General features: G+C 69.9%; 16 protein-coding genes. 6 read left to right on the forward strand and 10 right to left on the reverse strand.

The genetic code is table 11. The annotated features are described in order from the left end of the window. The first annotated feature begins 36 nt into the window (after window positions 1-36). The 4 genes from AC07NX_RS10845 to AC07NX_RS10860 all read left to right on the forward strand — a co-directional run bounded on the left by AC07NX_RS10845 (window position 37) and on the right by AC07NX_RS10860 (window position 6,965). Window positions 37-762 carry an SDR family oxidoreductase gene (locus AC07NX_RS10845; protein WP_494641719.1) on the forward strand — a complete coding sequence of 242 codons (726 nt, stop codon included), beginning with the start codon at window positions 37-39 and terminating at the stop codon, window positions 760-762. A 23-nt stretch (window positions 763-785) separates the two neighbouring features. Next, window positions 786-1,622 carry a fumarylacetoacetate hydrolase family protein gene (locus tag AC07NX_RS10850; RefSeq protein ID WP_494641720.1) on the forward strand — a complete coding sequence of 279 codons (837 nt, stop codon included), beginning with the start codon at window positions 786-788 and terminating at the stop codon, window positions 1,620-1,622. Between the two features lie 88 nt (window positions 1,623-1,710). Beyond that, entirely contained in the window at window positions 1,711-3,744 is a 2,034-nt protein-coding gene (locus AC07NX_RS10855) for a right-handed parallel beta-helix repeat-containing protein (RefSeq protein WP_494641722.1), read from the forward strand. Further along, entirely contained in the window at window positions 3,741-6,965 is a 3,225-nt protein-coding gene (locus AC07NX_RS10860; protein WP_494641724.1) for an alpha-L-rhamnosidase, read from the forward strand. Before AC07NX_RS10855 ends, AC07NX_RS10860 begins: the two co-directional genes overlap by 4 nt. 119 nt (window positions 6,966-7,084) lie before the next feature. Here AC07NX_RS10860 and AC07NX_RS10865 read toward each other — a convergent pair whose 3' ends face one another. The 8 genes from AC07NX_RS10865 to AC07NX_RS10900 form a co-directional block, all read right to left on the reverse strand. Continuing rightward, window positions 7,085-9,172, reverse strand: a complete 2,088-nt coding sequence (locus tag AC07NX_RS10865; protein WP_494641726.1) for a glycoside hydrolase family 2 protein — start codon at window positions 9,170-9,172, stop codon at window positions 7,085-7,087. Window positions 9,173-9,205: 33 nt separating this feature from the next. Continuing rightward, on the reverse strand, window positions 9,206-10,837 hold the full coding sequence (locus AC07NX_RS10870; protein WP_494641728.1) for a rhamnogalacturonidase: 1,632 nt from the start codon (window positions 10,835-10,837) through the stop codon (window positions 9,206-9,208). Between the two features lie 110 nt (window positions 10,838-10,947). Continuing rightward, window positions 10,948-11,904: a 2-hydroxyacid dehydrogenase gene (locus AC07NX_RS10875; RefSeq protein WP_494641730.1), complete on the reverse strand. Its 957-nt coding sequence runs from the start codon at window positions 11,902-11,904 to the stop codon at window positions 10,948-10,950. 84 nt (window positions 11,905-11,988) lie between these two features. After that, window positions 11,989-12,765, reverse strand: coding sequence for an enoyl-CoA hydratase/isomerase family protein (locus AC07NX_RS10880; RefSeq protein ID WP_494641732.1), 777 nt, complete (start codon window positions 12,763-12,765; stop codon window positions 11,989-11,991). Window positions 12,766-12,776: 11 nt separating this feature from the next. Beyond that, window positions 12,777-13,913 carry an extracellular solute-binding protein gene (locus AC07NX_RS10885; protein WP_494641734.1) on the reverse strand — a complete coding sequence of 379 codons (1,137 nt, stop codon included), beginning with the start codon at window positions 13,911-13,913 and terminating at the stop codon, window positions 12,777-12,779. Continuing rightward, entirely contained in the window at window positions 13,910-15,097 is a 1,188-nt protein-coding gene (locus AC07NX_RS10890; protein WP_494641736.1) for a CaiB/BaiF CoA transferase family protein, read from the reverse strand. The genes AC07NX_RS10885 and AC07NX_RS10890 overlap by 4 nt, the downstream gene beginning before the upstream one ends. Window positions 15,098-15,121: 24 nt before the next feature. Next, window positions 15,122-15,886, reverse strand: coding sequence for an SDR family NAD(P)-dependent oxidoreductase (locus AC07NX_RS10895; protein WP_494641738.1), 765 nt, complete (start codon window positions 15,884-15,886; stop codon window positions 15,122-15,124). A gap of 1 nt (window position 15,887) precedes the next feature. Then, the gene (locus tag AC07NX_RS10900; RefSeq protein WP_494641740.1) at window positions 15,888-17,066 is read right to left on the reverse strand and encodes an aldose 1-epimerase family protein; all 1,179 of its coding nucleotides are present in this window, start codon (window positions 17,064-17,066) and stop codon (window positions 15,888-15,890) included. A gap of 83 nt (window positions 17,067-17,149) precedes the next feature. On the opposite strand from AC07NX_RS10900, the gene AC07NX_RS10905 reads away from it, so the two are divergent. Continuing rightward, window positions 17,150-17,542, forward strand: coding sequence for an L-rhamnose mutarotase (locus AC07NX_RS10905; RefSeq protein ID WP_494641742.1), 393 nt, complete (start codon window positions 17,150-17,152; stop codon window positions 17,540-17,542). Window positions 17,543-17,557: 15 nt separating this feature from the next. On the opposite strand, the gene AC07NX_RS10910 is transcribed toward AC07NX_RS10905, so the two are convergent. Next, a complete protein-coding gene (locus AC07NX_RS10910; RefSeq protein ID WP_494641859.1) occupies window positions 17,558-18,118 on the reverse strand; it encodes a gluconate 2-dehydrogenase subunit 3 family protein in 561 nt (186 codons plus the stop codon). A 2-nt stretch (window positions 18,119-18,120) separates the two neighbouring features. Beyond that, entirely contained in the window at window positions 18,121-19,878 is a 1,758-nt protein-coding gene (locus AC07NX_RS10915) for a GMC oxidoreductase (protein WP_494641744.1), read from the reverse strand. 180 nt (window positions 19,879-20,058) lie between these two features. Here AC07NX_RS10915 and AC07NX_RS10920 point away from each other — a divergent pair, with 180 nt between their 5' ends. Continuing rightward, complete coding sequence (locus tag AC07NX_RS10920; protein ID WP_494641861.1) at window positions 20,059-20,907, forward strand: 3-keto-disaccharide hydrolase; 849 nt, start codon at window positions 20,059-20,061, stop codon at window positions 20,905-20,907. Window positions 20,908-20,912 lie beyond the last annotated feature (5 nt).

A 20,912-nucleotide genomic window follows, 5' to 3' on the forward strand; every position in this document is an offset into this window, starting at 1 on the left:
AAACATCATACGTCTTATGTTTAAGGTCGGATCGAGATGAGGCTCGCGGGCAAGACAGCGCTGGTGACGGCGGCGGCGCAGGGGATCGGCCGGGCGACGGCCGAGGCGTTCAAGCGGGAGGGCGCGACGGTGATCGCCGCCGACATCCGCACCGAGCTCCTGGCCGACGCCGAGGGTCTGGTGGTGCGCCAGCTGGACGTGACCGACCGCGAGGCGGTCAAGGCGATCGCCGAGGAGTTCCCGCAGGTGGACGTGCTCTACAACTGCGCCGGCTTCGTCCACGCCGGTACGATCCTCGACTGCGACGAGGACGACTGGGCCTTCTCCAACGCCCTGAACGTCACGGCCCAGTACCGGATGATCCGCGCCTTCCTGCCGGCGATGATCCGGGGCGGCGGCGGGTCGATCATCAACATGTCCTCGATCGCTTCGTCGATCAAAGGCGTGCCCAACCGCTTCGCCTACGGCGCGACCAAGGCGGCGGTGATCGGCCTGACCAAGGCCGTGGCCGCCGACTTCGTGGCCCAGGGTGTCCGCTGCAACGCCATTTGCCCCGGCACGGTCGAGACCCCGTCCCTGCTGCAGCGCCTGCGCGACACCGGCGACTTCGACAAGGCCTATGCCGAGTTCACCGCCCGCCAGGCCATGGGGCGCTTCGGCCGCGTCGAGGAGCTGGCCGCCCTGGCGGTCTACCTGGCCTCGGACGAGTCCGCCTTTACAACGGGTACCGCTAACGTCATCGACGGCGGCTGGGTCAATTAGGACCAAGGCAAGAGGGATACCCCATGAAACTGCTCCGCTTCGGCGCCGCCGGCCAGGAAAAACCCGGCGCTCTCGACACCCAGGGCCGGGTGCGCGACCTCAGCGGCGTGGTGGCCGATATCGACGGCGCGGCCCTGTCCGACGAGACCCTGGCCCGGCTGCGCGCCGTGGACCTCGACACCCTGCCCCTCGCGCCCGCGGACGTCCGCTACGGCCCCTGCGTGGGCAAGGTCGGCAAGTTCCTGTGCATCGGCCTGAACTACGCCGATCACGCCGCCGAATCCGGCCTGCCCATCCCCGAGGAGCCGGTTCTGTTCACCAAGGCCACCTCGGCGATCGTCGGCCCCAACGACACGGTGCTGAAGCCGCGCGGCTCGACCAAGCTCGACTGGGAGGTCGAGCTGGGCGTCGTGATCGGCAAGACCGCCTCCTATGTCGAGGAAGCGGACGCCGAGGCGCACATCGCCGGCTATTGCGTGATCAACGACGTTTCCGAGCGGGCCTTCCAGCTGGAGCGAGGCGGCACCTGGGACAAGGGCAAGGGTTGCGACACCTTCGGCCCCCTCGGCCCCTGGCTGGTGACGCGCGACGAGGTCGCCGATCCGGCGAACCTGAAGATGTGGCTGACGGTCAACGGCAAGACGTTCCAGGACGGCTCCACCGCCACCATGATCTTCAAGCCCGCCTTCATCGTCGCCTACCTCTCGCAGTTCATGACCCTGCACCCCGGCGACGTCATCACGACCGGCACGCCGCCCGGCGTGGGCCTGGGACAACGGCCGGAACTGTATCTGGAGGTCGGCGACGTGATGGAGCTGGGCATCGAGGGCCTGGGCCAGCAACGGCAGGTCGTCGGCTAGGCCTGATGTTCGCGGGCCAAGGCCGCCTGCACCGAAGGGGCCGGCCAAAGAGCCGGCTCGTCACAGAAGATGTCTTGGGGAGTCGGCGATGGTCAAAAGTTTCATCGGTCGTGGCGTCGCGGCGACCCTGATCTCGACTGTCGCCACCGCCTGGGCCGTCGCCGCGGCGGCCCAGGCGCCGGTGGTCGTCCACGTCTCTCCCCAGGGCGACGACCGCAATTCGGGCGGCGCCGGCAAGCCGGTGCGCAGCCTCACCCGCGCCCAGGCGCTGGTGCGGGCCAGCAACCTCAAGGCGGACGTGACGGTCGAGATCGCCGCCGGCGAATATCGGCTGGACCGCCCCCTGGTGTTCACCGCCGCCGACGGCGGCCAGGGCGACCATCGGGTGGTCTGGCGCGGCGCGGCCGGATCCCGCCCGCTGATCTCCGGCGGCTTCGACGTGACCGGCTTCAGGCCGTTCGACGAGAAGCGGCGCCTCTATGTCGCCGACATTCCCAAGGGTCTGGACACGCGCCAGATCTGGGTCGACGACACCCTGGCCGAACGCCCCTGGCTCGAGATCAAGCCCTCGGACCTCAAGTTCAACGCCACGGGCTTCGAGATCGTCAATCCGGACCTGGCCTTCCTGTCGACCCTCGCCCATCCGGAGCGGCTGGAACTGGAGGCGACCGGTTTCTTCACCGACCGCGTCTCGCCGGTGGCGGCGATCGACGGCGCCAAGGTGACGATGCGCCAGCCCGCCTGGGACAACAACACCTGGGGCTACGACACCCTGAGCAAGCCGATCTTCCCGGAGGATTCGCGCCTGTTCCTGGTCAACGCCCCGGAACTGATCGGCAAGACCAACGACTGGCACGCCAAGCCCTACCAGTGGTTCGTCGATCCGAAGGCGGGCAAGCTCTACCTGCGCATCGCCGAGGACGACGACATCCGCAAGCTGCGCGTCACGGTCCCCGCACTGCCGGCCCTGGCCTCGATCAGCGGCACGCCGCGCGCGCCGGTGCGGAACATCACCTTCCAAGGCCTGCGCTTCTCGTACACCTCGTGGATGGGGCCGTCGGAGCCGTACGGCTACGCCAACCAGCAGAGCGGGACCTTCCTGAAGGATCCCTCGCCGATCCGCCCCGCCGACGCCTGGGCCACGTGCGGCTGGGGCTGCCCCGAATTCGAATCCATGCGCCAGAAATGGAGCCAGATCCCCGCCGCCGTCCAGGTCTCGGCGGCGCGCGGCATCGTCTTCCAGGACAACCAGTTCTCGCAGCTGGGCCAGGTCGCCCTGGGCGTCGGCAACGACGCCAACGCCAATCTCGGCGGCGTCGGCCTGGCCACGCGCGGCGTCCGCGTCCACCGCAACCTGTTCGCCGTCCTGTCGGGCGGGGCGATCATGGCCGGCGGCGTGCGCGAGGACGCCCACCATCCCTCGACGCCGGAGCTGGTGAACGCCGATCTCGAGATCGCCGACAACACCGTCGCCACCGTCAGCCAGGACTACAAGGACAACGCCGCCATCCTGACCACCTATGTCGACGGCGCGCGCATCCTCCACAACGAGATCTCGGACGCGCCCTATGACGGCGTCGCGATCGGCTGGGGCTGGGGTTACAACGACGCCGGCGGCAACCCGAACTATGACGAGAACCAGAAGGGCTACCTGCACAACACCCGCTATGCGACGCCGACGACGCTGCGGAACACCGTGGTCGAGGGCAACCGGATCCATGGGGTGAAGACCTGGTACATGGACGGGGGCGGCATCTACAACCTGTCGGCCAATCCGGGGGCGGTGATCCGGGGCAACCACGTCTTCGACATCGGCGACCGGATCGGGATCTATCTGGACGAGGGCTCCAAGCACCTCCGAGTGAGCGGCAACGTCATCGACACCCGCGGCAAGTGGCTGAACATCAACACCGCCGGCAAGATGTATCGGCGCAGGATCTCGACCGACAACGTCGCGACAGGCAACTGGCGCAGCTCGCCGCGCACCGGCGGCCGCTGGCTGGCCGAGATCGGCAATGTCGCCGAGGGCAACGTCCTGGTTCCGACCCGTGACTGGCCCGCCGAAGCGCGCGCCGTGATCGACAAGGCTGGACCGCGTCCCGTGACGGAGGCCGCCCGATGACCGTTTCCCGGCGTGGGTTGATGATGGGCGCGGGCCTGGCCGGGGTCGCGGCCTCGGCCCCGGCGCTCGCGGCCCAGACGCTGCGGCCCCCGGGCCTGGAGGTCGTCGACCTGAAGGCCGGCTCGATGACCGCGCCGCTGGGCGTCGACGACCAGGCCGTGCGCCTGTCGTGGCGCCTGGTCAGCCCCGATCCCGACGTGCGCCAGACCCGCTACGAGATCCAGGCCGCCAGCACGCGCGCCCTGATCGAGGCCGGAACGCCCGACCTGTGGCACGCCGGCGAGGTGCTGACCGACCAGAGCATGGACGTCTCGTGGCTGGGCAACCCGCTGAGGTCGCGCCAGATCGTCTGGTGGCGCGTCCTGGTGCGCGACAACAAGGGCCGCCGCGCCGCCAGCGCCGTCGCCAGCTTCGAGACCGGCCTGCTAGAGCCGGCCGACTGGAGCGCCAGGTGGATCGCGGCCGAGACCGAGCTGGCCCGCGCCGACCGGCGGGCGGGCCTGCTATGGATGCGCGGCGACCGCCCGGCCGACCGCTCGGCCCGCTATTTCCGCTTGGCCTTCGACCTGCCGACGGCCGCGACCGTCACCTTGTTCTCGATCGCCAACGCCGGGTCCGACGTGTGGCTGGACGGCCGTTCGGTCGAACGGCCGCCGCACTCGCCCATCGCCTTCGGCGTCGCGCCGATCGCCGAGACCCGTCACGCCCTGGCCGCCGGGCGTCACGTGATCGCCGTCCAGGTCGAGGACCCTTCCGGGTTCAACGCGCCCAAGCTGCACGAGATCGCCACCGCCGTGATGGTCCGCGCCGACCTCGGCCACGGCAAGGTGCTGCGGATCACCTCGCGCGGCATGAAGACGGCCCTGCACGCCCCGGACGGCTGGACGGCCCCCAATTTCAGCGACGCCCGCTGGGCGACGGCCGAGGTCTCGAAGACCCAAACCCAGGCCTGGCCGGGCTATGGCGCCTTCCTGCTGCGCAAGGCCTTCGCGGTCGCCCGGCCCGTGGTCCGCGCTCGTCTCTACGCCACCGCCCTGGGCGCCTACGAGGCCCAGATCAACGGCCGTCGGGTCGGCGACGCCCTGCTGACGCCGGAGAACACCGACTTCCGCAAGACGGCGCTCTATCGCGTCTATGACGTGACCGACCTGCTGGTCCCCGGCGACAACGCCATCGGGGCCATGGTCGGCGACGGTTGGTACGGCAGCTACGCCGCCCCGGCCGGACGCTATGCCTTCGGCGACGCGCCCCTGCGCTTCCTCGGCCAGCTAGAGATCACCTATGCCGATGGGACGCGCGACACGATCGTCAGCGACGAGTCCTGGCGCCTGGCCCCGGCCCCCGTCACCCGGGGCGAGATCTATTATGGCGAGGACTACGACGCCCGGCTTGAGCAGGCCGGCTGGTCTACCACTGGCTTCGACGCCGCCGCCTGGCGCGCGGTCGACATCGCCCCGACCCCGCCCTGCGCCCTCAAGGCCCAGATCAGCCCGCCGATCCGCCGGATCCAGACGCTGCGCGCCGTGTCCGTCACCACGATCGGTTCGCGCCACGTCTTCGACTTCGGCCAGAATTTCGCCGGCTGGGCGCGGCTGAAGGTGCGCGGGCGCGCGGGCCAGGTGGTGACGCTGCGCTTCGCCGAGGTACTGGCCGCCGACGGCCGGGCCGACCAGTCCAACCTGCGCGCGGCCCGCGCGGCCCTGGTCTACACCCTGAAGGGCGACCCGGCCGGCGAGACCTACGAGCCGCGCTTCACCTATTTCGGGTTCCGCTATGTCGAGGTCGAGGGCCTGGCCGAGGCCCTGGGTCGCGCCCCGACGGCCGACGACCTCGAGGGGGTGGTGGTGTCCTCGAACCTGGCCGAGACCGGCCACCTGCGCATCGCCAATCCGGTGATCCAGCAGCTGTGGCGCAACAGCCTGTGGAGCCAGAGGTCCAACTTCTTCGGCCTGCCCACCGATTGCCCGCAGCGCGACGAGCGGCTGGGCTGGACCGGCGACGCCAACGTCTTCTGGGACGCGGCGGCCTTCAACATGGACGTGGCCGCCTTCACCGAGCGGTTCGGCCGGGACATCCGCGACGCCCAGGGGCCGCGCGGCGAGTTCCCTGACTATGCGCCGGCCGGCTGGGCGGACCTGGGCCTGGGCGCCTCGCCCGGCTGGGCCGACGCCGGCGTCATGCTGCCTTGGACGGTCTGGAAGCGCTACAACGACACCGCGATCGTCGACCAGAACTGGGCGGCGATGACCCGCTACCTGGACTTCATCCGCAAGCACAATCCGGACCTGATCTGGCGCAAGGAGCGCGGCTACGACTTCGGCGACTGGGTGGCCCTGGACGCCAAGAGCCCCGGCGACGAGACCACGCCGAAGGCGCTGATCGGCACGGCCATGTGGAAGCGGTCGGTCGAGGCCATGGCCGACATGGCGATGGGCTCGGGACGTCGCCCCGACGCGGTCCGCTACCGCGACCTGGCCATCCGGATCACCGAGGCCTTCCAGCGGGAATTCGTCCGGCCCGACGGTTCGCTGGGCAACGGCTCGCAAGCCGGCTACATCCTGGCCCTGCGCTTCGGCCTGGTCCCCGAACCCCTGCGCGCCGCCGCCACCAGCCATCTTGTGGCCGACATCCGTCGGCGCGGGACCCTGCTGTCGACCGGCTTCCTGGGCACGCCGTCCAGCCTGGACGCCCTGGCCGACAACGACCAGCAGAGCCTAGTCTACAACCTGCTGCTGCGGACCGACTTCCCCTCCTGGGGCTACATGATCCACAAGAACGCCACCACCATCTGGGAACGCTGGAACGGCGACGTCGGCGACGTGTCCATGAACTCCTACAACCACTACGCCCTGGGGGCGGTGACCGGGTTCGTGTTCCGGCGCATCGCGGGGATCGAACCGATCCGGCCGGGCTTCCTGTCGTTCCGCTTCGATCCGGTGCTGGATCCGCGCGTGCCCCAGGGCGGCGGCGACTATGACAGCGTACTGGGCCGGATCAGCACCGACTGGGCGTTGAAGCCCGACGGCGGTTTCGAGCTGCATCTGGTGGCGCCCACCAACAGCCGGGCCGAGGTCCACATCCCCGCCCGCGCGCCCGACGCGGTGCGCGTCGACGGCGTCGCCGCGGCCCAGGCGCCCGGCGTCACGGTCAAGGGCATGGAGCGCGGCCGGCTGGTGCTGGAGATCGGCTCGGGCGACCACCGCTTCGAGTCTCGCGCCTGAAACTGCCATCCCGGACAAGCACGTGGCGCGCCGATCCGGAACCGCCGGAAACTCTGAGTTTGTGGCGGTCCCGGCTCTACGCTTCGCTACGGCCGGGATGACAGGATCAGCTCAGCCTCCTACGGATTGGTCCGATAGATCCACCGCACGCTGTCCGCCAGCGTCTTGCCGCCCGCCTCGGCGGTCGCCTCCACGAGGTTCTCGCCCGTCGCCAGGTCGATCTCCCAGAGGGCGACATGGTCCTCGACCGCCACGGTGGTCCAGTCGCCGCCGTTGAGGCGCAGGCGCACGGACGGCTGGTTGGAATAGACCTTCACCTTCACGTGCCTGGTGCGCTTGTTGACGTCGCGGCGGCTGGTGACATGCAGCATCGGGATCTCGGACCAGTTGGCCTGGTACCAGTAGTAGGCGTCCTTGCGCGTCAGCCGGTCCTCGGTGACCAGGCCCTTGTCGTTGATGGCCGGCCGGTCGCCCTCGTTGCGCTTGAAGGACGGGAAATCGAACCCGACCCAGATGAAGTTGGACCACAGGAACGGCCGCTTGCGCAGCTCGCGCCAGTGGGTCTCGTGGAAGGCCGTCTGCCACTGCTCCGGATGCCAGTAGCCGTCGGCCACCGGGCGGCGCAGTACGGGATCCTCCTGGTGAAGGATGCTGGCGCCGGCCCCGTACTCGCTGACCCCGATCGGCCGCCTGGGCAGGCGGGCGTGCAGTTCGTCGGCCCAGGGGCCGATGTCCTTGGCCTCGGTCCAGTACCAGCCGAAATAGCGGTTGTAGGAGACGGTGTCGCTGTGCTGGGCGACCGGATCGTCGTCCTTCAGGCAGCAGTGGGCGTAGGTCGTGGGCCGCGTCGGGTCCATCTCCCGCGCGGTCGACTGCAGCGCCGCCAGCAGGCGGTTGGCCGGCTCGCCCGAGGTCCGCAGCTCGTTGCCGATGCCCCACAGGGCCACGGACGGGTGGTTGGCGTTCTGGGCGATCAGCTCGCGCATTTGCTGGACCAGGTTGTCGCGGAATTGGTCGGAGGGGTCGAGATCGTCGATCAGCGGGACCTCGGTGGTCAGCAGGATGCCCAACCGGTCGGCCTCGTCATAGACCCGCTGCGGATGCTGCATGTGGGCCAGGCGCAGGGCGGTGACGCCCATCTCGGCCATGATCCTCATGTCCTCGTCGATCTCGGCGTCGCTGACGACCGGACCCTTGCCGAAGCGGGTCGGCAACTGGATGTTCGCGCCATGGAGGGCGTAGGGCTTGCCGTTCAGCAGGAACCGCCCCTCCCCGTCCAGGCCCACCGTGCGCACGCCGAGCGGTACCTCGGCGGTGTCGACCAGCTTGCCCCCGACCCGCACCTCGGTCCGCAGGCGGTAGAGATAGGGCGAGCGCCGGCCTTCCCACAGCCGAGGCTTTTTCAGGGTCAAGGTTTGCCCGACCGGCCGGGTCTGGCCGGGGGCGAGGCTGGCCGCGCCCTTGGCCTCAGCCGCGACCGCGCCCTCGGCGTCGAGAATTCGGGTCACCACCTGGACGCGCGCCGCCGTGGCGCGGTCGTTGCGGACCAGCACCCTGGCCTCGATCGTCGCCCGGCCGGCCGCCAGGGCCTGGGCGCGGGCGTAGACGCCCGGCCCGCCCCAGTCGCCCAGATCCACGTGGACATCCGAGGTCTCCACCAGCTTGACCGCGCGATAGAGGCCGCCGAACACGTTGAAGTCGCCGTTCAGCGGCGCGAACCGGGTGTTCCGGGCGTTGTCGACCCGCACCGCCAGCAGGTTCCGCCCCGGCTTGAGGGTTTCGGTGACGTCGTAGCGGAACGCGGCGTAGCCTCCCTCGTGCGCGCCCAGCGGCTTGCCGTTCAGGAACACGTCGGCCTTCAGGGCCGCGCCGTCGAACTGGAGGAAATAGCGCTGCCCGGCGCGCGGCTGGTGGTCCAGCGACAGCCGATACCAGGCCGGGCCGCGGTAGTAAGCCCCCTCCGGCTCGCCGCGCGCCTTGGCCCCGCCGACCCCGGAGTCGGCGGTGTTGTAGGTGTGGGGCGTCGACACGCTCGTCCAGCCGGAGTCGTCGAAGGTCGCCGCTTCCGCCCCGGGAACGTCGGCGCGGACGAAACGCCAGCCGTCGCTCAGCGGCCTCACCTCGGCGGCCCGGGCCGCGCCGAACGCCCAGAGGGCGAGGCCGAGGACCAGCCAGGGTCGCGCCAGCCGAAACGATGGGAATGTCATGAGATCTCTCCGTCGTTTAGCCCGGGTCGTTGATCAGGCCAGGCGTTCGACGTCGCGGGTGTGGACCTCGCGGCTGCGCACCGTGCGGACCGCCGCGCGGGGAGCCAGGCTGGACCGAACCCCGTCGATCGCCGCGCCCTGCACGTCGTCGAGCACGATCGCGGGCCGGGCGTCCGGCTTGTCCACCGAAAAGCTCACATCGCGGATGCTGACATTGCGCGCGTGACGGACCCACAGGCCATGGGCCGGGAACGCGCCCATGAAGCTGGGCTCCAGCGACGACCTGGGCCGCTCCTCGATGTTCCGGGCGGCGTCCTCCCGCGATCCGCCGCCGGCCGAGCGTACATGAATGTCCGAGAAGCTGACGTCCTCGATGATCCCGCCGGGAAGGCCGACGACGCCACTGGCATAGGGTCCGGGCGCGCCCGAGACGTTGATGTCGGAAAAGCTGACCCGGCGCACCCGCGAGGGACCGTTCCCGTCCGGGGCCCGGTTGCGCGCCGACAGGCGCACGAAGATCGGATGATTGACGGGATTGCGCAGCAGGATGTTGGCGAAGGTCACGTCCTCCAGCACCCCGCCGTCGAGCGCGCCCATCTGCAGGCCGCGGGTGTTCTCGCAGATGCAGTCCGACACCAGGATATTGCGAAAGCCGGCCACGGAATCGGTGCCCAGCTTGATCCGCCCCAGCACCCCGATGTCGTCGACCGACATGTAAGGCGACGGCTGGTAGGTCCCGTCGACCACCGTGCCCAGCAGGTAGCCGCTGGTCTTGCAGCCTACGACGCTGACGTCCTCGCAGAAGCGCGGCTCCCCCAGGGCCATGCTGCTCTTCAGCACGATGGCGTCGTCCTTGGGCGCGTTGACCAGGCAGTGGGTGACCTTCACGTCGCGGCAGGCGTCGATGTCGATGCCGTCGCGGTCGGTGTCGACGGTCAGGCCGTCGATCCGCACGTTGGTCGAGCCCAGCACGTAGCAGGCGAAGTGGCCGCCCTGCAGGATCGTGAAGTCGCGCAGCAGGACGTTGCGGCAGCGGGTCAGGCCGATCGCCTTGTTGCCGCGGCCCTCATAGGCCATCTCGCGCGGGATCGCCCAGCGGGCGGCGTCGGGGGTCAGGCCCTGCTCGGCGGGAGACTTCCAGCCCGGAATACCATGCCAGCGCGGCGCGGGTCCCTCGCGGTCCAGGCCCAGGCCGTGGATCAGCCCCTTGCCGATGATGGCGACGTCGTTGACCCCGTCGCCGTAGATCAGGCTGTTGTGGAAGTGGCTGACGCCATAGTCCTGATACTGCTCCGCGTAGACGTTCTCGGGCAGGTCGTAGCGGCCGGCGTGCTTGCGCGGATCGGCGGCCTCGATCACCGAGCCGTTCATCAGCACCAGGGTGATGAAGCTCTTCAGGCGGATCGAGAAGCACAGGTAGTGGCCGGTGGGGATCACCACCGTGCCGCCTCCCGCCGCCGAGGCCGCCTCGATGGCGCTGTTGATCGCGCCAGAATCGATGGCGATCCCATCGCCGACCGCGCCGTAGTCGCGCACGTCATGAAAGCCGGACAACGAACCGGACGCCCGCACCAGGGAAGGACTGGCCGCCATGGCCGCGCCCAGTCCCAGAGTCACGAAGCGACGGCTGAACTCCGCCCTCTCGCCGATCGCGCCCTGCGCCATGCGTTCCCGTCCCTTGTTCTCGGATCGGCGCTCATGTTGTATGACGTATTATCTTATATCAAGCCCTTTGGCCTGCGCCGAGTCGGCGATCACATCGGCAGCGAGCGGCTTCAAGCAATCCGGTCGAGCGGCGGCTCCCCGTCGAAGAAGCGGTCCAGGTTGTCGGCCACCCGCATGCCCATGGCGGTGCGGGTCTCGAGCGTGGCGCTGCCAAGGTGCGGCAGCAGCACCGTGTTGGGCGCGGCCAGCAGGAGCGGATCGACCCTGGGCTCGCCCTGGTAGACGTCCAGGCCAGCGCCGGCGATAGTCCCCTCGGCCAGGGCCCGGGCCAGGTCGGCCTCGGCCACCACCGAGCCCCGCGCGGTGTTGACCAGGATCGCCGTCGGCTTCATCCGCGCCAGCAGGGCGGCGTCGACCAGGTGGTGGGTCTCGGGACCGCCCGGGGTGTGCAGCGACAGCACGTCCGCCGTCGCCGCCAGGCTTTCCAGCGTGTCGTGATAGGTCGCGCCGTCCTCGTCGACCGCGCGCCGGCGGCTGTAATAGGCGATCTCCATGCCCAGGGCGGCGCGGGCCCGCCGGGCGGTCGCGCGGGCGATGCGGCCATAGCCGACCAGGCCCAGGGTCTTGCCCTCCAGCGACTGCCCCAGCAGGTGGGTGGGCCGCCAGCCGGTCCATTGGCCGGCCCGCAGCTCGCGCTCGCCCTCGCCGGCCCGTCGGCTGGTCATCAGCATCAGCAGCACCGCCAGCTCAGCGGTGGCGTCGGTCAGCACGTCCGGCGTGTTGGTCACCACGATCCCGGCCGCCTTGGCCGCCGCCAAGTCGATGTGCTCGTAGCCTGCGCCGTAGTTGGCGATGATCCTGCCCCGCGCGCCGGGCGCGGCCAGGACCTCGGCCGTGACCCTGTCCGAGACCGTCGGGCACAGGGCGTCGTACTCGCCCATCGCCGCGCGCAGGCGCTCGACGCCCATCGGCGCGTCGCCTTCGTTCAGCGTCACGTCGTAGCGCTGGCGCAGCCGGGCCTCGACGGCTTGCGGCCAGCGGCGGCTTATCAGGATCCTGGGTTTCATGTCCTCGCTCGGGTCGGGCCGCGACGGGCGGGCGTCAGAGCCCCTTCGTAGCGATCCTCGACCGGCGCGAACAGGCGGCGCCGATCAGCGGCGGCGGAAGACCGGCGCGCGCTTCTGCGCGAACGCCGCCCGCCCCTCGGCCGCGTCCTCGGTGGCGAAGCAGATGGTCTGCAGGTCGCGCTCGTATTCGACGGCCTTTTCGTAGGGCATGGCGTGGGCCGCCTTGAGGTTCAGCTTGGCGGTCTCGGCGGCGATCGGGGCGCGCGAGGCGATCACCTCGGCGATCGCCCTGGCCCGCGCCAGCAGCGCGTCGGGCGCGACGACCTCGCTGACCAGGCCCCATTGCCTGGCGGTCTCGGCCTCGACCGCGTCGCCGGTCAGGATCATCAGGGCGGCGTTCGAGGCGCCGATCGAATGGACCAGGCCGGCCGCCATGCCGCCCCCGCCGATCCAGCCCAGCTTGATCTCCGGCGCGGCGAACCGGGCGTTGGTCGAGGCGATGCGGATGTCGCAGCTCATCGCCGTCTCCAGTCCGCCGCCCAGGGCGTAGCCGTTGACCGCCGCGATCGTCGGCTTGCGGCACAGGCGCACGGCGTCGCAATAGTCGCCGCGGTTCCGGAAATCCCACGGCGTCTGGTATTGGTCCAGCGTCGAGATGTCCGACCCGGCGCAGAAGGCCTTTTCCCCTGCCCCGGTGATCACCACGCAGCGGATGGTGTCGGAAGTGTCGACCTCGGCGATGGCGGCCTCGACGGCCTTGGCCATGGCCGGCGTCACCGCGTTCAGCTTGTGCGGCCGGTTCAGGGTGATGACGGCGACATGGCCCGTCACCTCGAACAACAGCGCGTCGTCCTGGTTCATTCGTCTGCTCCTCAGGTCTCCGCGCCCGGCGGGCGGTGGCGCTCGAACAACGCCTGCAGGTCGTCCAGCACCCGGTCGGCGCCGTCGTCCGCCTCGAGGCCGGCGCGGATGCGGTGCGAGGCCGCCGTCTGGAAGGCGATGGCGCCGTCGTGGCGCGGCCTCAGGCTGGCGCCGTCCAGGGTGGCGTAGGTGTTGGCGTAGAAGTCGCCCCAGCGCGCGTTGACGACGGGATCGCGCCAGGCGCTCTTCAGGGCGGGCTGCCCCGCGTGCTCCGGGATGAAGCCGCGCTGCGTCGCCTCGCCCATCAGCCAGCGCAGATGGTCCAGCAGTTGCGGCGTCACCGCGCAGCGCCGCGACACGCCGATCCCCGTTCCCCCGAGGATCGAGCCCACCGGGCCGTCCGCCGTCACCCCAGGCGCGTCGGCGAAGCCCAGCGCCCCCCCGGGCGCGTAGTTCACATAGCCGTAGACCAGGGGGCAGACGACCACCTCGTCGCGGGTGCTCATATGCGCCAGCAGGCCGATCGGGTTCAGCGGCCGCAAGGCCCGCGGGCTGCGCGCCGCCAGCCGGGACAGCAGGTCCCAGGCGGCGCGGCCGGCCGAGCGCTCGACAAAGGCTTCGCCGTCCGCCGCCGGCCGCGCGCCGTGGGCCGCGCAGATCGACTGGAAGGTCAGAGCCGCGTGCGGTCCCGACAGCGAGAGCGCCACGCCGCCGGTTTCGGACAGCCGCGCGACCTCGTCCCACAGCGTCGGCGGCGCGTCGAGGCGATCCTTGCGCCAGGCCATGACCTGGGTGGCGGCGTCCAGCGGCAGCGCCCAGTGGCGGCCGGCATAGCGATAGCTGACGAGGCTGCGGCCCATGGCGGCGGCCCGCCAGGCGGCGATCTCCTCGCTCCCGAACAGGTCCTCCAGCGGAACCAGGCAGTCGGCTGTCACGGCCTCGCCGACATGCGGATGGTCCAGCACGACCAGGTCGTAGAGGGCGCACTGCTCGCCGATCGGCCGTTCCTCGAAGCCTTCCAGGGAATGGCGGTCCCAGGTCAGGGCCAGGCCGTCCCGTACCGGGTCGAGCCGCGCGGCGGCGGCCTCCAGCGCCCGGTATCCCCTCGGATGGTCCCAGGTCAGGCCGCGATAGCGGGGCGCGGTCATGCCGCCCGCACCACGCCGGCCCGGACCAGGGCGTCGATCTCCCCGGGCGCGCGGCCGGCCTCGGCCAGGATCTCGCGGGTGTGCTCGCCGACCAGCGGCGCGCCCCGCGCGATGGTCGACGGCGTCTTGGAAAAGCGGATCGGAAAGCCTGGCGCCTTCACGCGACCCTCGGTCGGGTGGTCGTACTCGACGAAGGTCCCGTTGTGCTGGATCTGCGGATCCTCGACGAGCTCGGCATAGCCGTAGACCGGGCCGCACCAGATGTCGTTGTCGCGAAACAGGGCCAGCCAGTCGGCGCTGTCGCGATGGACCAGCCGCCGGCGCACGCAGGCATGGATCTCGTCGCGGTGGGTCCAGCTGTCGGTCTCGTCGTCCAGGTCGGCAAAGAACGGCTCGTCGATCAGCCGGCCCAGGGTCTTCAGCGACGCCATGGCGATCGAGATGTAGCCGTCGCGGGTCTGGAACACGCCGTACGGCGCGCGGATATAGCTGTGGGCGTGGGGCTCGGCCGAGCGCGTCTGCGGCTTGCCGCCGATGGAGAACACCGACAGCTCCTGCATCTGGATGGTGGTGATGGCGTCCAGCATGTTGATCTGCACCAGTTGGCCCTCGCCCGTGCGCTCGCGGTGGAACAGCGCCGCCAGAGCGCCCTCGAAGGCGGTATAGGCGGTGATCGCATCGACCAGGTACTGGCCGGCCGGCTGGGGCGGCTGGTCGGCCGCGCCCGACGACATCATCGCCCCCGACATGGCCTGCAGCAGCAGGTCCTGGCCGGGATAGTTCCTGTACGGACCATCCTCGCCATAGCCCGACATCGACACGTAGATCAGGCGCGGATTGATCTTCGCCAGGGTCTCGTAGTCGACGCCCAGCCGCTGGGCGACGCCGGGCCGGTAGTTCTGCAGGAAGACGTCGGCGGTCTTGACCATGTCCAGCAGCAGGGCCTTGCCCTCCTCCGTCTTCAGGTCGACGGCCAGCGAGCGCTTGTTGCGGTTCAGCGACAGGAACGAGACGTTGATCTGGTTGCCGCGCGCCCCGCCGGCCGCGACGTGGCGCTGCCATTCGCCGGTGGTCGGCTCGACCTTGATCACGTCTGCGCCCAGGTCGCCCAGGCGCTGGGCGGCGAACGGGCCGGCCATGGCGATGGAGCAGTCGAGAACGCGGATTCCGCTGAGAATACCCATGGAGAGAAGGACCTTCCGGCTGGTTCAGCTCATCACCCAGCCGCCGTTGACGTGCAGCGTCTGGCCGGTGATGAAGCCCGCCTCGTCGGCGGCGAAGAATGCGATGGCGTGGGCGATGTCGCCGGCGTGTCCCCGGCGCTTGACGGCCTGGCTGTCGAGCACGTGGCGGGCGTAGCCTTCAGGATCCGGATGGATCTTCTCGGCATCGGTCGGGAAAGCCCCCGGCGCGATGGCGTTGACGGTGATCCCGTAGGGCCCGAACTCGCGCGCCCAGGCCCGGGTCAGGCCGACCAGCGCGCCCTTGGAGGCGACATACGGCGACAGGTTGGCCCATTCGCCCGACAGGGTGATGCTGGAGATGTTGATGATCCGCCCAAAGCCTCGGGCGCGCATGGCCGGCAGGGCCGCCTGCACCGCCACGATCGCCGCATCGACATTGACCCGCTGGACCGCCTGGTGGTCCTCGATCGTGTAGTCCTCGAACGGACGCGAGGGATAGATGGCGGCGTTGTTGATCACCACGTCGAAGGCGCCGACCTGGGCCAGCAGGTCCTTCAGCACCGTCCGGAAACCGTCGAGATCGGACAGGTCGGCGGTCGAGACGACCAGGCGCCCGGCTCCGGCCCGGGCCGCCTCGGCCTCCAGCGCCGCCACCTTGATCGGATCGTTGTCGATCGCCACGACGGTCGCGCCGCGCGCCATCAACTTCAGGGACGTCTGCAGGCCCAGGCCGCCCGCCGCGCCGGTATAGAGGACGACCCGGCCATCCAGGTCCCGGAGCGCCGTCATCTCAGCGCTCCCCGAGGACGGGATAGACGCCGGACGGGACAGGATAGTCCTCGGCCGGCTGCCGGGCCGTGGCCTCGATCCGGCGAACCGCCTCAACCACCGCGCCGGCGTCGGGCAGGATGCGGAAGACGCTGTCGTAGCGGCGCTCCTCGCCGTGCTCCAGCTGGATCAGCTCGCCCCGCTCGCGCGCGAAGTCCTTGCCCAGCACGTGGTTGGTCGAGGGTTCGATCCCCAGCGCGTAGTGGCCCGCGTGCAGGTTCTGCCACTCGTACATGGCGGGGAACTGCGACTTCAGGGTCTGGACCTCGAAGCCGAAGCCGATGGCGTCGTTGACCAGGGCCACATTGACCCGCCCGTCGGCGTCGGCGGCCATCTCGTGCTGCCACACCTGTTCGTGGAAGTTGCGGATCGGGGTCGGCAGGGTCCGGTAGCCGACGCCCTGCCTGCGATAATCGTCGCCGGCATGGGCGGCCCAGACCACGTCGCGGATCGGCGCCACGTAGCGCGCGCCCTCGGCCAGGACCGGATAGCCGACATTGATGTGGTAGCAGTACATGTGCGGCGTCTTGTAGAAGCCGTGATTGACCACGCGGTCGTGCAGGCGGATCTCGTCGGTTCCGACGTTGGCCTCGATCCGCCGGATCAGGTGCAGGTCCTCGCCGAACACCGTCGACTGCCGCACCACGCCCTCGGCCCACAGGACGCAGTCGTCGCCGTCCCAGCGTTCGCCATAGCCGGTCAGCCGGGCCGGGATCGTGCCGATCCGCCCGTGCAGCGACGAACGGACGACCTTGCGGGGACCGTAGACATAGTGGTCGGCGGGGTCGTCGTGCATGAACAGCACATGGTCCAGGCCGCAGGTGACCAGCAGGCCCGAGAACGACCGGAACCAGGAAAGCCCGCCCTCCCCCTCGTACTCGTGCAGCGCGGGATTGCGGAAGCCCGACGGCGAATGCCAGCCGACCGCGCGGCCGTTGTGCTCGCACTCGGCGATGTCCATCGCCCGGTCGACCAGGACCGTGAAGCGCAGGCCCGAGCCGGTGCGGAATTCCAGCTGCCGCACGCCGCGCTCGACGCCGTCCCCCAGGGTCGACAGGCGCACGCCGGCGAACTGCGACAGGGCGCCGGTGCGCTCGGCCAGGGCGCGACGGCTCAGCGTTCGTCCATACAGCTGGGTCACGCTTGCCTCCCCGCGATCAGCCCAATAAGATAATACGTATTATGTTTACAAGCCCCCTTGTGCTCGCGTCAACGGCCTTGTCGATGAACCGGACGACGCGCCGCTGCTTCGCCGTCGACCTGCACGACGATCCCGACCGGATCGCCCGCTATCGCGCCTGGCACGGGGCGGGAGGGCCGCCCGCCGCGGTGACGGCCGCCATCCGCGCCGACGATGTGCGCGCGCTGGAGATCTGGCTGGTCGGCGACCGGCTGTTCATGATCCTGGAACAGGGCGACGGCTACGACGCCGCGGCCAAGGCGGCGCGCGACGCCGCCAATCCCGACGTGCGGGCGTGGGACGCGCTGATGCGCACCTTCCAACGGCCCCTGCCGTTCGCCCCCGACCGGACCTGGGTGGAAATGGAGAGGATCTACGCCCTGTCCGAACAGCCGCCCTCGGACGACGGGGCGTCCGTCGTCCCGAAAATCTCGTAGAGGCTGTTCGAGCCCCTAACGGGTCGCCCAGCCCCGGCCGAGCTCCGCCAGCGGCACGCAGCCGTGATAGGCGCCGGGGACGGGATCGTACCGCAACGCCACCGTCGCGCCGGGCTCGGAGGTGAAATAGCCGACCGTCACCAGGTCTTCCAGCAGCGGGAAGAAGTGGCCCCCGCCCGCCGTCTGGCCCGACGAGGCTTCCCGGTCATAGCCGGCCAGAAGCTCGACCTGCTGCTCCGGCGTCAGCGCCACGAAGACGTCGCCATGGGCGGCGCGGGCGTCGGCGTCCATCCGCACCAGCCCCGCCCGCAGGCGCTCGGCCTGGGCCTTGTCGAAATAGTCGGCCAGCGCGCGGTCGATGAACTGCGGCACTCCCGCCTCCCGCGCCCCCGGCGTGTCGGTCTTGGGAATGATCAGCTCGGCCACCACGTCGACCAGGCGAGCCTGGTCGGGGGTCAGCGCCGTCGGCGTCCAGGCCAGGGCGGGCGCGGCCGCCATGGCGCGGCCGGCGAAGCCCGTCGCCGCGGCCCCAAAAGTGAAGGTCAGGCCGCGTATCGCGTCGCGTCGGCTCAGCAGCATCACAGCTCTCCCCGCTTGCGCGCCTGGACCGCGTGGTCGGCGGCCCGGGCGGTCAGCGCCATATAGGTCAGGGACGGGTTCACGCAGGACGCCGAGGTCATGGCCGCCCCGTCGGTGACATAGACGTTCTTGCACTCGTGGACCTGGTTGTGGGCGTTGAGCACCGAGGTCTTCGGATCCCGGCCCATGCGCGCGGTGCCCATCTCGTGGATGCCCAGGCCGGGCGCGTAGCCGCCGTCGCGTCCCTCGACGTTCTTGAAGCCCGCCGCCTCCAGCATCTCCGCCGCCGCCGTCTGCATGTCGCGGCGCATGGCCAGCTCGTTCTCGCGGATCGTGACGTTCATCGACAGGGTCGGCAGGCCGAACTCGTCGGTCTTGTCGCGGTTCAAGGTGATCCGATTGTCCTCGTAGGGCAGGATCTCGCCAAACCCGCCCAGCCCGATGATCCACGGACCCGGCTGGCTCAGCGCGGCCTTGCGCGCCGCCCCGAAGCCCCGCGGACCGGAGGGGTCCCGTCCCTGCCTGGTCAGGTCGCGATCCCATCCGGGCCGTGAGGCGCCGCCCTGGTAGCCGAAGCCCCGCAGGTAGTCGTTTCGCTTGGTGGCCGCGTCGCCCAGGTTGCGGAAGCGCGGCACGTAGATCCCGTTGGGCCTGCGGCCCGAATAGTACATGTCGGCGAATTCGGGGGCCTCGCCGCTGGCTCCGACGCCCAGGTGATGGTCCATGACGTTGCGGCCCAGCTGGTCGCTGCCGTTGCCGAAGCCGTTGGGGAACCGCGAACTGGTCGAGTTCATCATGATCCAGGCCGAGTTGAAGGCCGAGGCGCACAGGAACACGACGTCGGCGTAGAACTCCTCCTCCTGGCGCGTCGTCGCGTCGAGGATGCGCACGCCGGTCGCCTTGCCCTTCTTCTCGTCATAGATCAGCGAGGTGACGATCGACCCCGGGCGGATCACCAGGTTGCCGGTGCGCTCGGCCGCCACCAGCCCGCCGGAATTGGAGCTGTAGTAGCCGCCGAACGGGCAGCCGCGGATGCACATGTTGCGGAACTGGCACTTGGTCCGGCCCAGCGCGAGCTGCTCCTCGGTCGGATCGGTCAGGTGGGCGGTCCGGCCCATGGTGATCCGCCGTTCGGGGAACCGCGCCTCGGACTTGGCCTTGAAGGCCTTCTCGACGCAGTTCATCTCCATCGGCGGCTGGTACTGGCCGTCCGGCAGGTGAGGCAAACCTTCGGCCTGGCCCGAGACGCCGATGAAGCGCTCGACATGGTCGTACCAGGGCGCGAGCTCCTCGTAGCGAATCGGCCAGTCGACGCCGATCCCCTCGCGGGCGTTGGCCTCGAAGTCGATCGGGCTGTGGCGATAGCTCTGGCGTCCCCAGGTCAGCGACCGCCCGCCGACGTGATAGCCGCGGATCCAGTCGTAGCGGCTTTCCTCGGTATAGGGGTTCTGGTCGTCGCGGACGAAGAAATGCTTGGTGTATTCGGTCAGCGTGTAGCCGGTGCGCTTCTGCACGGCGTAGTGCGCGTTCAGCTCGTCCGGCGGCAACTGGCCCTGCGGGTACTTCGCCTGCCAGGGATCCAGGGTGGCGGTGGGATAGTCCTCGAGGTGGCGGACCATCGGACCGCGCTCCAGGACCAGGGTCTTGAGACCTTTCTGGGTCAGCTCCTTGGCCGCCCAGCCGCCGGTTATGCCGCTGCCGACGACGATCGCGTCGTAGGTGTTCTCCCGGCGTGCGCGACCGTTGAGATTAGCCATGTTTGCTCCCCGCTTGGCGCGACCGGCGGAACCGCGCCCGCTGCCCGCAGCACGACGCGCCGACTTCGGCGAACCCGTTCATTGTTGCCTGGAGGCTTCCATGAAATGGGTTACATTGCAAGAAAGCTTGCGGTTTCATGTGAAAACCGCTGGACCCCCGGGAGGAAGAAAAAGGCCATGATGAAACAGAGCCAGTCCGTTCGAAAGCGCCGCGCCGTGACGCGGAGCCAGGCCGCCGGCGCATTGTTCGCCGGCCTGGCCCTCTGGGCCGGCGCCCAGGCCAGCGCCGAGACGGTGAAGGCCGGGCCGTGGCGCCCGCTGTTCGACGGACGCACCCTGGACGGTTGGACGCCGAAGGTCGCCAAGCATCCGGCGGGCGAGAACTATCGGCAGACCTTCGTGGCCGACCACGGCGCGATCCGCGTCTCCTACGCCGACTACGACAAGCTGGACGGCCAGTTCGGGCATCTGTTCTACAAGACGCCTTTCAAGGCCTATCGCCTGCGCCTGACCTATCGCTTCCTGACCGAGGGCGGCCTGCCCGACACGCCCGCCTGGGCGCGCAGCAACAGCGGGATCATGTTCGACAGCCAGAGCCCGGAGAGCATGGGGGTGGAGCAACCCTTCCCCGTCTCCATCGAGTTCCAGCTGCTGGGCAAGGAAGGCGACGCCCCCCGCCCGACCGGCGCGGTCTGCACGCCCGGAACCAACATCACCTTCGACGGCGTGACGGCCAAGGACCACTGCACGCCGTCGGCCAACGCGCCGACCGTCCCCAACGGAACCTGGGTCAAGGTCGAGCTGGAAGTCCTGCCCAGCGGCGAGATCTCCCAGAAGATCAACGGCGTGGTCGTCCACCACTATGCCAACGTGACCCTGGATCCCGACGACACCGTCGCCGGCGGGGCCAAGCCCTACATCCTCGCCCGCGGCGCACAGCCTGTGACGGAGGGCTACATCGCCCTGCAGAGCGAGGGCCATCCGATCGAGTTCAAGGACATCGAGATCCAGGAACTGACAGCGCGTTGAGCCGC

This window comes from Caulobacter sp. GW821-FHT09A05 (assembly GCF_059418465.1).

What these genes read in the sequence shown, in the direction of transcription:
- AC07NX_RS10890 (WP_494641736.1), bottom strand. Translation starts at nt 15,097, where the DNA reads ATGGGTATTCTCAGCGGAATCCGCGTTCTCGACTGCTCCATCGCCATG.
- AC07NX_RS10895 (WP_494641738.1), bottom strand. Translation starts at nt 15,886, where the DNA reads ATGACGGCGCTCCGGGACCTGGATGGCCGGGTCGTCCTCTATACCGGC.
- AC07NX_RS10850 (WP_494641720.1), top strand. Translation starts at nt 786, where the DNA reads ATGAAACTGCTCCGCTTCGGCGCCGCCGGCCAGGAAAAACCCGGCGCT.
- AC07NX_RS10865 (WP_494641726.1), bottom strand. Translation starts at nt 9,172, where the DNA reads ATGACATTCCCATCGTTTCGGCTGGCGCGACCCTGGCTGGTCCTCGGC.
- AC07NX_RS10860 (WP_494641724.1), top strand. Translation starts at nt 3,741, where the DNA reads ATGACCGTTTCCCGGCGTGGGTTGATGATGGGCGCGGGCCTGGCCGGG.
- AC07NX_RS10915 (WP_494641744.1), bottom strand. Translation starts at nt 19,878, where the DNA reads ATGGCTAATCTCAACGGTCGCGCACGCCGGGAGAACACCTACGACGCG.
- AC07NX_RS10870 (WP_494641728.1), bottom strand. Translation starts at nt 10,837, where the DNA reads ATGGCGCAGGGCGCGATCGGCGAGAGGGCGGAGTTCAGCCGTCGCTTC.
- AC07NX_RS10875 (WP_494641730.1), bottom strand. Translation starts at nt 11,904, where the DNA reads ATGAAACCCAGGATCCTGATAAGCCGCCGCTGGCCGCAAGCCGTCGAG.
- AC07NX_RS10905 (WP_494641742.1), top strand. Translation starts at nt 17,150, where the DNA reads ATGAACCGGACGACGCGCCGCTGCTTCGCCGTCGACCTGCACGACGAT.
- AC07NX_RS10885 (WP_494641734.1), bottom strand. Translation starts at nt 13,913, where the DNA reads ATGACCGCGCCCCGCTATCGCGGCCTGACCTGGGACCATCCGAGGGGA.
- AC07NX_RS10855 (WP_494641722.1), top strand. Translation starts at nt 1,711, where the DNA reads ATGGTCAAAAGTTTCATCGGTCGTGGCGTCGCGGCGACCCTGATCTCG.
- AC07NX_RS10920 (WP_494641861.1), top strand. Translation starts at nt 20,059, where the DNA reads ATGAAACAGAGCCAGTCCGTTCGAAAGCGCCGCGCCGTGACGCGGAGC.
- AC07NX_RS10880 (WP_494641732.1), bottom strand. Translation starts at nt 12,765, where the DNA reads ATGAACCAGGACGACGCGCTGTTGTTCGAGGTGACGGGCCATGTCGCC.
- AC07NX_RS10845 (WP_494641719.1), top strand. Translation starts at nt 37, where the DNA reads ATGAGGCTCGCGGGCAAGACAGCGCTGGTGACGGCGGCGGCGCAGGGG.